The organism is Streptomyces sp. NPDC003023, assembly GCF_042888225.1.
Lineage (GTDB): Bacteria > Actinomycetota > Actinomycetes > Streptomycetales > Streptomycetaceae > Streptomyces.
On record NZ_JBIAPL010000001.1, the window covers coordinates 1,674,727 to 1,687,342 of the forward strand.

Below are 12,616 nucleotides of genomic sequence, written 5' to 3' on the forward strand. Positions count from 1 at the left end.
CGGATCATGTCTTGGACCTCTGAGTGTCGTCGCCCCTAGCGTCGACGGCATGGCTCTGGCAACGCGGACGGAACGACAGCCGTCCAGGACGCGCACCTTCTGGCGATCGACCGTCGGCAAGAAGACGGTCATGGCCGTCAGCGGTCTGATCATGCTCGGCTACCTCGTGGCCCATGTCGTGGGCAACCTCAAGATCTTCTTCGGGCCGGACGAGTTCAACGCCTACGGCCACTGGCTGCGCACCATGGGCGCCCCGGTCCTCCACCACTCCTGGGCGCTGTGGATCGTCCGCGTCGTGCTGCTCGCCGCCGTGGTCGGGCACGCGGTCAGCGCGTACCAGCTCAGCCGGCGCGACATCAGGGCCCGCCCGCAGGCCTATGTGCACAAGCGGCCCCGCGCGAGCTACGCGACCCGCACCATGCGCTGGGGCGGTGTCATCCTCGCGCTCTTCATCGTGTGGCACGTCCTCGACCTGACGACCGGCACCGTCCACCCGGGCGGCTTCGAGGAGGGCCGCCCGTACCAGAACGTCGTGGACACCTTCTCGACCTGGTACGGCAACGTGATCTACATCGTCGCCATGCTGGCCGTGGGGCTCCACATCCGGCACGGATTCTGGAGCGCCGCCCAGACCCTCGGCGCCGGCAGCGCAGCCCGCGACCGCGCCCTCAGGGCGGCCGCGGACGGCCTGGCGCTCGTGCTGACCGCCGGCTTCGTCTCCGTACCCGTCGCCGTCATGACCGAAGTGGTGAGCTGACATGTCATACCCCGACCACCCCGACTACGCCGACTACGCGGTCGGCGCCCCGATCGCCGACACCAAGGCCCCCGCCGGCCCGGTCGCCGAACGCTGGGACACCCGTCGCTTCCAGGCGAAACTGGTCAACCCGGCCAACCGGCGCAAGCACACCGTGATCGTCGTGGGAACGGGCCTCGCGGGCGGGGCGGCCGGCGCCACACTCGCGGAACAGGGTTACCACGTCGAGCAGTTCTGCTACCAGGACTCCCCGCGCCGCGCCCACTCCATCGCGGCCCAGGGCGGCATCAACGCCGCCAAGAACTACCGCAACGACGGCGACTCCGTGCACCGCCTCTTCTACGACACCGTCAAGGGCGGCGACTTCCGCGCCCGTGAGTCCAACGTGCACCGACTCGCCCAGATCTCGGTCGAGATCATCGACCAGTGCGTCGCCCAGGGCGTCCCGTTCGCCCGCGAGTACGGCGGACTGCTCGACACCCGCTCCTTCGGTGGCGTGCAGGTCTCCCGCACGTTCTACGCCCGCGGCCAGACGGGCCAGCAACTCCTCCTCGGCGCCTACCAGGCACTGTCCCGGCAGATCGCGGCCAAGAACGTCACCCTGCACGCCCGCACCGAGATGCTCGACCTGATCGTGGTCGACGGACGGGCCCGCGGCATCGTCGCCCGCGACCTGATCACCGGCGAGGTGTCCACGTACACCGCCGACGCGGTCGTCCTCGCGTCGGGCGGCTACGGCAATGTCTTCTACCTGTCGACGAACGCGATGAACTCCAACGCCACCGCGATCTGGCGGGCCCACCGGCGCGGCGCGTACTTCGCCAACCCCTGTTTCACCCAGATCCATCCCACCTGCATCCCGCGCACCGGCGACCACCAGTCCAAGCTGACGCTGATGAGCGAGTCCCTGCGCAACGACGGCCGCATCTGGGTGCCGAAGGCCAAGGGCGACGACCGCCCGCCGAACCGGATCCCGGAGGACGAGCGCGACTACTACCTCGAGCGGATCTACCCCTCGTTCGGCAATCTCGTCCCCCGTGACATCGCCTCACGCGCCGCCAAGAGCGTGTGCGACGAGGGCCGCGGCGTCGGACCCGGCGGGCAGGGCCACAGGGACGGAGCCGCGGGCTCCTCCGTCGCGGGCGGTGGTGGACGACGGGAGGGCGTCTACCTCGACTTCGCCGACGCCGTCGCCAGGATGGGCCGGGACGGGGTCGCGGAGAAGTACGGCAACCTCTTCGACATGTACGAGCGGATCACCGCGGAGAACCCGTACGAAGTACCGATGCGGATCTACCCCGCCGTGCACTACACGATGGGCGGGCTCTGGGTCGACTACGACCTGCAGACCACGGTCCCCGGCCTCTTCGCCATCGGCGAGGCGAACTTCTCCGACCACGGCGCGAACCGTCTCGGTGCCTCCGCCCTCATGCAGGGGCTCGCCGACGGCTACTTCGTACTGCCGTCCACCATCAACGACTATCTCGCCCGCGGATCGTTCGAGGCCGTGGACCCCACGGACCCGGCGGTCACCGACGTCGTCGCCGAGACCGAGGAGCGGCTCGCTCTGCTGCTGGCCGTCGACGGCGACCGCACGCCCGACTCCTTCCACCGGGAGCTCGGCGAAGTGATGTGGGAGCACTGCGGCATGGCCCGCACCGACGCGGGTCTGCGCAAGGCCCTCGACCGGATCCCGCAGATCCGTGAGGAGTTCTGGCGCCGTGTCAAGGTGCCGGGCAGCGGCGAGGAGTTCAACCAGTCGCTGGAGAAGGCCAACCGCGTCGTCGACTACCTGGAGCTTGCCGAGCTGATGTGCCTCGACGCCCTGCACCGCGGCGAGTCCTGCGGCGGGCACTTCCGGGAGGAGTTCCAGACCCCGGACGGCGAGGCGGCCCGCAGGGACGAGCAGTTCGCCTACGCCGCGGCGTGGGAGTTCCGGGGCACCGGCGAGGCCCCCGAACTCCACAAGGAAGAACTCGTCTTCGAGTACGTCCACCCCACCCAGCGGAGCTACGCATGAGGCTCAACCTGCGCGTCTGGCGCCAGAAGAACGCCGGCGCCGAAGGCGCCATGGCCACCTACGAGGTGGACGGCGTTTCCCCGGACATGTCGTTCCTCGAGATGCTCGACACCCTCAACGAGGACCTCCTGCTGCGCGGTGAGGACCCGGTGGCCTTCGACCACGACTGCCGCGAGGGCATCTGCGGAGCCTGCTCGCTCGTCATCAACGGCGACGCCCACGGCCCGGAACGCACCACCGCCTGCCAGCTCCACATGCGCTCCTTCCGCGACGGCGACACCATCGACGTCGAGCCCTGGCGGGCGGCCGCGTTCCCGGTCGTCAGGGACCTCGTCGTGGACCGCTCCGCGTTCGACCGGATCATCCAGGCCGGCGGCTACATCAGCGCCCCCACCGGCTCCGCCCCCGACGCGCACGCCACCCCCGTGCCCAAGCCCGACGCCGACTCCGCCTTCGAGCACGCCGAGTGCATCGGCTGCGGAGCGTGCGTGGCCGCGTGCCCCAACGGCTCCGCGATGCTCTTCACCTCGGCGAAGGTGAACCACCTCAACGTGCTGCCCCAGGGGTCGCCCGAGCGTGAGACGCGGGTGCTCGACATGGTCGCGGCCATGGACGACGAGGGCTTCGGCGGCTGCACCCTCACCGGGGAGTGCGCGACCGCGTGTCCCAAGGGGATCCCGTTGCCTTCCATCGCCGCCATGAACCGTGAGTGGCTGCGGGCGACCCGGAAGGTCAGGCGGTAGGCCGCAGATCGGCGCCGTAGACCGTCTCGTAGTCCGGCACCACCACCCGGGACGCGGGGGAGAGGCGGCGGATCTCGGCGACGAACGCGTCGAGGTCCATCACGGGATCACGCCGCGGCGGTCGGCTCAGCGGCTCCTCGAAGTTGTCCCAGTGCACGGGGACGACGGTGGAGGGGCGACCGAGCGCCTCCAGCAGCCGCGGCAGATAGCGGTGCGTCGCCCGGCTCGAGGGCGTCGCGGCCATGAGGATGTCGGGCCGCAGGCCGTCCGCGGCGCGCTCCTCGAAGTCGCTGGCGCCCATCAGGAACATCGAAGGCCCGTCCGGGACCCGCACCTGGAAGGCCAGCGTGTCGCCTTCCGGCAGGTCGGAGACCGTCCGCGGAGCGCGGCGCGGCGGGGCGTTCAGCGTCCCCGGCGCGAAGTACGACCACTTCGCGTTGCGGCTGTGCCGGCCGGCGACGACCTCGACCGTGCACCCGTCGAAGTCGAGGACCTCACCGCCCTTGACCACGCTGATCTGTCCGGCGTCCACGCCCAGCGCACGCAGCACGTGGTACGTCGTCTCCGTGCCGACGACGCGGGCGCCCGTGGAACGAGCGATGTGCGGCACGTCGTTGATGTGGTCCCAGTGGGTGTGGCTTACCAGCACCACCTCGGGGCTGCCCGCGTGACGGGACACCAGATCCTGGTCGCAGGTGAGCCGGGTGTTCGGGTCGAAGCTGCCCTTCGGCCCGAACAGGCCTGTCGGGAAGCGGGTGATGTACGGGTCGAACAGGACCGTCCGCCCGCCGAAGTCGATGCGCCAGCCGGACGTGCCGAGCCACCGCAGGGTGGCCGTGTCGGGACGCAGCGCGTCGTGTGGCCCCGCCTGCCCCGCCTGCCCCGCCTGCCCAGCGTGTGCCGCCTGCGCGGCAGCGGGCAGCAGCGGCACCGTCGCACCCACCGCCGCGCCCCGCAGCAGGGTCCGCCGTACGAAAGCTCGTCGGCCGTCGTTCCCCCGGCCGTTCGTGTGTTCGCTCATGGGCGGAGAAGATCAGGCGCGGCCCGCGCGTGTCCAAGACCGGCGCGGGGGCCGACTCATACCGGCGAAGGCATCACGCCTGTTCGGACGGCATGCCCGGGCAGCGGACCGCGCAGAAGATCCACCGCGGCCCGAGCCGCCGCACCGATCGCCACGTCCGTTTGCGTATGGCTCGCGACGAGGTCGGGAGTACGGGCGAAGACGGCGACCGCGTACCGCCCGCCGTCGGGGAACTCGACCGCTCCGACCTCGTTGTGCAGCCCCGGCAGAGTGCCCGTCTTCGCGGCGACGCGAACCCCTTCGCCGAACCCGGCGGCCAGCCGGTGCCTGAAGACCTGGCGCCCCATCAGGTCCCGGACCATCGCGCACGCCTCCGAAGGACCCGCCTCGTCCCGCCACACCGACCGGAGCAGGCGGGTCATGTCGCGCGGTGTGCTCGAGTTCGTACGTGCCGGGTCGTAGACGCCCAGAGACCTCACCTGCGCCGGGGACAGCGCCGGGAACACCGTCGCGAACTCCCGCTCGTCGCGCGCCCCCACCTCGGCGAGCATCGACTCCAGCAACTGCCGCGGGCCGCCCACGATCCGGGTGCTCGCCAGACCCAGCTCCTCTGCCAGGAGCGCCACCGTGTCCGGACCCACCCGTTCCATCAGGAGGTCGGCGGCGGTGTTGTCGCTCACCGCCATCGTGAAGTGGGCGAGGTCGCGCAGCGACAGCTCCACGTCGTCGAGGCATCCGCCCGTGCCCCAGCCGCCCAGCCGGCGTTCCGCGGTCACGCGCACCCGCTCACGCGGGTCGAGCTGCCCGGCGGCCGACTGGCGGGCGAACTCCAGCACCAGCAGCACCTTGAACACCGATGCCAGGACCACGGGCTCGTCGATGCCGCAACCGCTCTCCAGGGGGCCGTCGATGTCCACCGCGTGCAGCACACCCTCGGCTCCCGCTTCCGTGAACACCGTCCGCAGCGCCTCCGTCATCGGCATCCGCTTCCCCTAGGGTCTCTTCGTGGATCTCTTGCGTCACCTGCGTATCTTCGTCGCCGTGGCCGACGAGTTGAACTTCGGGCGGGCCGCGGCACGGCTGGGCATGGCCCAGCCGCCGCTCAGCCGTGCCGTCCGCCGGCTGGAGGACGACCTCGGCGCCGAACTCTTCGACCGCTCACGACGGCAGGTGCAGCTGACACCCGCCGGGACGGTCCTCCTGGACGAGGCGAGGGACCTGCTGGCCCGCGAGGACCGGACCAGGGCCCTCGTGCGGCGCGCCCGTGACGGCGACCTCGGCACACTGCGGGCGGGAGTGCAGCCGGACACGTCCGCCGCGGTCCTGGCCGCACTGCTCGCCGAGTGCCGCTCGGCCGGCCTGCGCGCCGACCTTCACGAGGTGACGACGGACGAGCAGCTCCGGCTGCTCGCCTCCGGAGGTCTGGACGTCGGTCTCGTCCACCAGCCGGTCGACGCCACCGAGCTCGAGCTCGGGCCGGAAGTCCGGGTGGATCTGGGTGTGGTGCTGCCACGGACCTCGCCCCTCGCCCGGCTGCCGCAGGTGGCCCTGGCCGACCTCGCGGGCCACGACCTCGTACTCTTCCCGCGGACCTCTGCTCCAGGCTGGTACGACAGGACGCTGGAGATCTGCCGGAGCGAGGGCTTCCTTCCCGGGCGGGTGCGGCACGCCCGCAACCCCGAGTTCCTCATCGGCCTGGTCACCGCCGGCGAGGGGGTCGCCTTCGACCAGGGCCCGGTCGCCCGCAAGGAACCCAGGGTCGCCTGGCGGCCGCTGGCAGGACGACCGCTGGCCATGAGGATCCGCGCGGCCTGGCCGCGGCAGCAGTCGCACGGGGCCGCCCGGGAGTTCGCCGCCGTCGCCGCGGACGTGCTGGCGCGTGACCACACTGCTGCGCTGCGGAGCAGCGCGGAGGAACAGGGCCCGCGTCCCTGGTCGGTGGTCTTCGGCTGACAGGCCCGGTCACCGCGCACCGCAGGTGCTCGATCACGCCCCCGGCGGTGCGGCCGGCCTCCGTCCGCGTCACTCCGCCGGGCTCCGGCCACCGCCGTCAGCGGCCCGGGGAAAGCCCTGCCACCCGGGCGAGACGCCCCAGCGAGTCCACCAGTGCCGTGCGGTCGTACGTGCTCGTCGTGACCAGCACCTCGTCGGCGCCGCTCTCCTTGACCGCCGCCTCCAGCGCACCGGCGACCTGCTCCTCCGTACCCGCGATGTGGCCCTCGAGCCCCGACTCGTAGAAGCCGCGCTCCCTGTCGGTCATCTCCAGCCGCTCGATCCGCTCCGGCGGCATGAGCGGAGGAAACGTCCCGTGGGTGCGGGAGTGGGCCATGGCCCATGCCTCGGACACCAGCAGCCGCTGTGCCTCCTCCTCGGTCGCGGCCACCGCGACCGTGCCGGAGACGACCACGTACGGTCGCTGGGACCACAGGGACGGGCGGAAGTCGCGACGGTAGCCCTCGACCGCCTCGAGCATCCGTTCCCGGCCGCGCAGATCGCCGACGACCAGCGGCAGACCGGCACGCGCCGCGATCCCCGCGCCCTCGCCGGTGGCGAGCAGGAACGGGGGGACCCGCAGACCCTCCGAAGGGCGGGCGTGCACCCGGGGATGGGCGGCCTGGTCGCCGGTGAACCAGCCGAGCAGTTCGTCGAGCCGGGCCTCGAAGTCCTCGGCGTCCTTCTTGTCCCGGCCGAGCGCCCTGCGTATCCCGTCCGTGAAGCCGACGGAACGGCCGAGCCCCATGTCGACACGGCCGGGGAAGAGCGACTCCAGCACGCCGAACTGCTCCGCCACCACCAGCGGCTGGTGGTTGGGCAGCATGACCCCGCCGGTGCCGACCCGGATCGATGTGGTGGCCGAGGCCACGGCCGCGGCCAGGACCGTCGGCGCCGAGCCCGCGACACCCGGCACGCCGTGGTGTTCGGACACCCAGAAGCGGTGGTAGCCGAGGGCCTCCGCCTGCCGGGCGAGGCTCACGGTGTCGCGCAGCGCGGCGGATTCGTCGTACCCCTGCCGGGTGCGGGAACGGTCGAGCACGGACAGGCGGGTCGATGCGATCACTGAACTCACATCTCGTTCAACACGTACGTCCCGCGGGGATTCCCGGCCTGTCACACGGGATTCCCGGCCTCCGTCGAGGGCCCGCCGAGAGGCCGCCCCGCGGGCGGGCGGTGGTGCTCCGCAAGACACGTTCTAGGGTGGTCGGCGTGACAGGCAACCCCGGGCCGCTGGCCGTGTTCGACCTCGACGGAACGCTCTCCGACTCCGGCCACCGCCAGCATCTGCTGGAGCGCAGGCCGCGGGCCTGGGACGCGTTCTTCGCCGCCGCTCCGAACGATCCGCCGCTCGCCGAAGGCGTCGCGCTGTGCCTCGAGGCCGCGAAGGAGGGCGAGGTCGTGTATCTGACGGGTCGGCCCGAGCGGTGCAGGGCGGACACCGTGGAGTGGATCGCCGCGCAGGGGCTGCCGCAGGGGCGGATCTTCATGCGTCGCAACGACGACCGGCGGCCGGCTCGCAGGACGAAACTGGAGGTCCTGCGGCGGCTCGCCCGTAACCGGGAGATCAGCATGCTGGTCGACGACGACGAGTTGGTCTGCCAGGACGCGGAGCGCGCCGGGTTCCGCGTCGTACGGGCACGCTGGGGCGCGGCCAGCACCACGCCCGCGATGCGGGAGGCCCAGGAACGCGAGGGCCGCACCTGAGGCTCCCGCGGCCCGGCCACCGTGTGACGTCGTCGGTCCGGCCCCAGGGACGGCGGGGAGCACGACGGGCCTGACGGCTCGGTCAGTCGCCGTCCTCGAGACGGAAGCCGACCTTCAGCCCGACCTGGTAGTGCTCGATCTGCCCGTCGACGATGTGCCCGCGGACCTGCGTCACCTCGAACCAGTCGAGGCCCCGCAGCGTCTGCGACGCCCGCGAGATCCCGTTCTTGACGGCCTGGTCGACACCGTCGGGCGAGGTGCCCACGATCTCGGTGACACGGTAGGTGTGGTTCGGCATGTGTGTCGCACTCCTCTCGATGCGTTGACTCCACCGTGCCCCACCGGGCGGGTTCCCGCGAGGCGTCGGGCGGGGGAGCCGTCGGGCTCGAGGCTTGCGGCCGTCGGTCGGACGCGGGACCGGCCCCGCCGACCGGGCGGGCGGCGAGGCGGTGAATCGTAAGTGCGTGGCGGGAACGCCACTTGGCAGGCCCCGCCGGGCCGGCGCCGTCCCACGAGCCTGGTTCGTCGCACGGAACAGCCCCCTGCCGCGCGTCGTCCCCTCCCACGCGATCCGTGATGCCGACGATGCCTCAGCCCGGGCGCGCCCCGGACGGGAGCGCATCGGCACCTCTGCGCGACCGGCCGCCGACCGCCCGTCGAGCTGTCATCGTTCATAGGCATGGACGGCAGGTCCGCGTCCCCATGTATGGAAAGCGTTTGCGCAACCCATTGACATGCTCACATCTCATCGCCACGCTGACTCTGCCATCTGCGAATACCTCGGCCGACTCGGCGAAACCGGATGATGCATTGACCACCCGTCAGGCGAGGCGTACTTTCCTTCCAGTTCTCATACGAAAACGTCGTTCAGTATGCGGAACCTGGGAACTTGATCACTCGTCGGCTCCGCGAGCGTCGACCGACCGGAACCCCCCAGCAGTCCACAGCGAAACGTGAGGCGAGAAATGAAGCATCCAGTCGCACTACGACTGTCCGCAGCGCTGGCCACGGGCGCCGTCGCGGCCGCGGCCGGTGTGGCTCTGGCGATGCCCGAGGCGTCGGCAGCGACCGGTGGCGCCACCGGTTACGCCACCCAGAACGGCGGGACCACCGGCGGTGCGGGCGGCCAGACGGTGCGGGCCACCACGGGAACCGCGATCCACGCGGCTCTGTGCAACCGGGCCGCCGACAGCACCCCCATCACCATTCAGGTCGAGGGCACGATCAACCACGGCAACACCAGCAAGGTGTCGGGCGCCAGTTGCAACACCGCGGACGGCGTGATCGAGCTCAAGCAGATCAGCAACGTCACGATCGTCGGCGTCGGCAACGGAGCCGTCTTCGACCAGGTGGGCATCCATATCCGTGAGGCCCGCAACATCATCATCCAGAACGTGACGGTCAAGAACGTCAAGAAGTCGGGCTCGCCCACGTCCAACGGCGGGGACGCCATCGGCATGGAGAGCGGCGTCCGCAACGTCTGGGTCGACCACACCACGCTCGAGGCGTCGGGCGGCGAGTCGGAGGGCTACGACGGCCTCTTCGACATGAAGAACGACACCCGGTACGTGACCCTGTCCTACAGCGTCCTGCGCAACTCCGGCCGCGGCGGCCTCGTCGGTTCCAGCGAGAGCGACCTGTCGAACGGCTACGTCACCCACCACCACAACCTGTACGAGAACATCGACTCCCGTGCGCCCCTGCTGCGCGGCGGCATCGGCCACATGTACAACAACCACTACAGGAACCTCAACGAGTCCGGCATCAACTCCCGTGCCGGTGCCCGCGCCAAGGTGGACAACAACTACTTCGAGGACTCCAAGGACGTCCTCGGCACGTTCTACACCGACGCGGCCGGCTACTGGCAGGTCGGCGGCAACATCTTCGACAACGTGACCTGGTCCGACCCCGGCAGCGACAACAACCCCGCCGGCCCCGACCCGAAGTCCAACACCACGGTCGCCATCCCCTACTCCTTCAGCCTCGACGACGCCGGTTGCGTGCCGGACGTCGTGAGCCGGACGGCGGGCGCCAACAAGGGACTGCGGGTGTCGGACGGCAACTGCACACCGCAGACGCCGGCACCGACGACTCCCGCCCCGACACCGACGACTCCCGCGCCGGACCCGACCACACCCGCGCCCACTCCCACTCCGCCCAGCGGGACCAACCTCAGCCTCGGCGCCGGTTCGGACGGCAGCAGCAAGGCCGACGGGACGAGTTACGGCAACGTACGGGACGGTGACATGAACACCTACTGGTCACCGGCCGGTTCGACCGGTGCCGTCTCGGTCAAGTGGGGCTCCGCCACCACGGTGTCGCGGATCGACATCAAGGAGGCGTCGGGTTCCGCGGGCACCATCGGATCCTGGCGGGTCGTCAACCACGACACCGGCGCCGTGCTGACCTCGGGAAGCGGTGCGGGCCTCATCACCTTCCCCAGGACGACGCTCGAGAAGATCACCTTCGAGATCACCGGCTCGACGGGCACACCCCGGGTCGCCGAGTTCGAGACCTACGCCGGTTAGCGGGCGGTCCTCCCGGTCGGCGGTCCGGCGGGTACCGGCCATCCCGGCCCCGCCGGACCGCCGTGCCGGCGCGAGGCGGAAGGGGCGCCGGTCGGTTCCGCCGGTTCCGCCAGTTCCGCCAGTTCCGCTGGTTCCGCCGGTTCCGCTCCCGCGGCAGTGGCCGTCTGCTACCGCCCGAGGGCCCTCTCGGCCTCGGGACGGACGAACGACCGGCCGCTCCCAGCATCTGCGCATGTTGCCGGACTTGACCGGATCTTTGGTGCAGACCAAAATCCAGCCAACGCCCGTGCGAGCGCCGCGCGCTTCCCCCCACGTCGGGTCCATTCTCCGTGCCACGCAGAAGGTGACCTACGTGAAGACCCGCTCGTTCGCCCTGTCCACCGCGCTTGTGTGTGCTGTCACGCTCGGCGGCTGCGGCCTCGTGCCCGGCGCTCCGGGCAGGAGCACCGTCGACATCTGGCTGATGAAGGACAGCGTCTCCGACGACTTCCTCAAGCGCTTCACCACCGAGTACGAGAAGCAGCACCCGTCCGTCGAGCTGAAGGTCACGTTCCAGGAATGGACGGGCATCGGCAAGAAGGTCATGGCGGCGCTGGAGAGCGACGACGCCCCCGAGGTCATAGAGGTCGGCAACACACAGGTCGCCCAGTACGCGGAGAGCGACGCCCTGCGCGACCTGACCCTCGAGTCGGTGCGCGACCTCGGCAGCGACGAATGGCTTCCCGGTCTCGCGGAACCGGGCAGCATCAACGGGTCCCAGTACGGCATCCCCTGGTACGCGGCCAACCGGGTCGTCATCTACAACAAGGACCTGTTCGAGCAGGCCGGCATCACGGAGCCGCCGAAGGACCGCGCCGAGTGGCTGGAGATCTCGAAGAAGCTGGACGGCGGCGGCAAGCAGGGCATCTACCTGTCGGGCCAGGACTGGTACACCCTCGCCGGCTTCGTCTGGGACGAGGGCGGACAACTGGCCGTCGAGAACGGCGGGGACTGGCAGGGGGCCCTGCACACGAAGGAGGCGCTGCGCGGCATGGACTTCTACAAGGAGCTCCAGTCGCACGGCGACGGACCCAAGAACGCCGACGAGGTCACACCGCCCCAGGCGGGCGTCTTCGCCCAGGGCGACGTGGCCCAGATCATCGCGGTGCCCAGTGCCGTGCCCGCCATCGAGAAGGCCAACCCCGCCCTCAAGGGCAGGCTGGGTTTCTTCCCGGTGCCGGGGAAGACGTGGGAGGCGCCGGGTGCCGTGTTCATCGGCGGGTCCGACCTGATCGTCCCGGAGAACGCGCGGGAGAGATCCGCCGGAGTCGAGGTGGTCAAGGCGCTCGCGAGCGAGGAATGGCAGACGGAGCTCGCCCTGACCATGAACTACGTACCCAACAAGACGACGCTCGCCGGCGTCATCGAGGGCAACGAGGGCACCGCCGCGATGGCCGAGGGCGCCGCCCGGGGACGCGCCACACCCAACTCCCCGCAGTGGGCCGCCGTCGAGGCCGACAACCCCATCAAGCCGTACATGACGGCCGTCCTCCTGGGCCAGGACCCCGCCCGCGTGGCCCGGGCGGCCTCCGACAGGATCACCGCGGCACTGCGGCCCTGATCCGGGCCGGGCGGCCGGCAGACCCCGCGCCGGCGCCGAGGAGCCGCGCGTCACCGGTCCCGGCCGGCGTCGTCTCCCGGTCCCGGCCGGAGCCGCGCGTCACCCGGCCCGGCGCCGGGGCGCGGGCCCGGTCGCCCGCCATTCAGCGTTCTCACATCCGCTCTCCGCCGGGCGGTCATGTCGAATCCAGCCTGCCACGGAAGAAACGAGGAGCCGGGCCGCCGCACCCGCGGTCCGTCCCTCCGTCC

11 protein-coding genes are annotated in these 12,616 nt (G+C 71.0%); 7 read left to right on the plus strand and 4 right to left on the minus strand.

Features of this window, described 5'->3' with window-relative positions; genetic code table 11:
• Positions 1-49 precede the first annotated feature (49 nt).
• Genes ACFYV1_RS07000 through ACFYV1_RS07010 form a run of 3 tightly spaced genes read left to right on the plus strand, consistent with a single transcriptional unit; the run spans position 50 to position 3,520 of the window.
• Positions 50-757, plus strand: coding sequence for a succinate dehydrogenase (locus ACFYV1_RS07000; RefSeq protein WP_389394312.1), 708 nt, complete (start codon positions 50-52; stop codon positions 755-757).
• Between the two features lies 1 nt (position 758).
• Positions 759-2,777 carry a fumarate reductase/succinate dehydrogenase flavoprotein subunit gene (locus ACFYV1_RS07005; RefSeq protein WP_389394313.1) on the plus strand — a complete coding sequence of 673 codons (2,019 nt, stop codon included), beginning with the start codon at positions 759-761 and terminating at the stop codon, positions 2,775-2,777.
• Positions 2,774-3,520: a succinate dehydrogenase/fumarate reductase iron-sulfur subunit gene (locus ACFYV1_RS07010; RefSeq protein ID WP_389394314.1), complete on the plus strand. Its 747-nt coding sequence runs from the start codon at positions 2,774-2,776 to the stop codon at positions 3,518-3,520. The genes ACFYV1_RS07005 and ACFYV1_RS07010 overlap by 4 nt, the downstream gene beginning before the upstream one ends.
• Here ACFYV1_RS07010 and ACFYV1_RS07015 read toward each other — a convergent pair.
• Positions 3,510-4,541 carry an MBL fold metallo-hydrolase gene (locus ACFYV1_RS07015; protein ID WP_389394315.1) on the minus strand — a complete coding sequence of 344 codons (1,032 nt, stop codon included), beginning with the start codon at positions 4,539-4,541 and terminating at the stop codon, positions 3,510-3,512. The genes ACFYV1_RS07010 and ACFYV1_RS07015 overlap by 11 nt on opposite strands.
• A 56-nt stretch (positions 4,542-4,597) precedes the next feature.
• A complete protein-coding gene (locus ACFYV1_RS07020) occupies positions 4,598-5,524 on the minus strand; it encodes a serine hydrolase (RefSeq protein ID WP_389394316.1) in 927 nt (308 codons plus the stop codon).
• A 22-nt stretch (positions 5,525-5,546) separates the two neighbouring features.
• Between ACFYV1_RS07020 and ACFYV1_RS07025 the strand changes: the two genes are divergently transcribed.
• Positions 5,547-6,494 carry a LysR family transcriptional regulator gene (locus ACFYV1_RS07025; RefSeq protein ID WP_389394317.1) on the plus strand — a complete coding sequence of 316 codons (948 nt, stop codon included), beginning with the start codon at positions 5,547-5,549 and terminating at the stop codon, positions 6,492-6,494.
• A 97-nt stretch (positions 6,495-6,591) separates the two neighbouring features.
• On the opposite strand, the gene ACFYV1_RS07030 is transcribed toward ACFYV1_RS07025, so the two are convergent.
• Positions 6,592-7,608: an LLM class flavin-dependent oxidoreductase gene (locus ACFYV1_RS07030; RefSeq protein ID WP_389394318.1), complete on the minus strand. Its 1,017-nt coding sequence runs from the start codon at positions 7,606-7,608 to the stop codon at positions 6,592-6,594.
• A 137-nt stretch (positions 7,609-7,745) separates the two neighbouring features.
• On the opposite strand from ACFYV1_RS07030, the gene ACFYV1_RS07035 reads away from it, so the two are divergent.
• On the plus strand, positions 7,746-8,240 hold the full coding sequence (locus tag ACFYV1_RS07035) for a hypothetical protein (RefSeq protein WP_389394319.1): 495 nt from the start codon (positions 7,746-7,748) through the stop codon (positions 8,238-8,240).
• An 82-nt stretch (positions 8,241-8,322) separates the two neighbouring features.
• On the opposite strand, the gene ACFYV1_RS07040 is transcribed toward ACFYV1_RS07035, so the two are convergent.
• Positions 8,323-8,538 (minus strand): dodecin, encoded by a 216-nt coding sequence (locus ACFYV1_RS07040; protein WP_389394320.1) that lies wholly within the window; start codon positions 8,536-8,538, stop codon positions 8,323-8,325.
• A 667-nt stretch (positions 8,539-9,205) separates the two neighbouring features.
• Here ACFYV1_RS07040 and ACFYV1_RS07045 point away from each other — a divergent pair.
• Complete coding sequence (locus ACFYV1_RS07045) at positions 9,206-10,768, plus strand: polysaccharide lyase family 1 protein (protein WP_389394321.1); 1,563 nt, start codon at positions 9,206-9,208, stop codon at positions 10,766-10,768.
• A 352-nt stretch (positions 10,769-11,120) separates the two neighbouring features.
• Positions 11,121-12,368, plus strand: coding sequence for an extracellular solute-binding protein (locus tag ACFYV1_RS07050; RefSeq protein WP_389394322.1), 1,248 nt, complete (start codon positions 11,121-11,123; stop codon positions 12,366-12,368).
• The last annotated feature ends 248 nt before the right edge of the window (positions 12,369-12,616 follow it).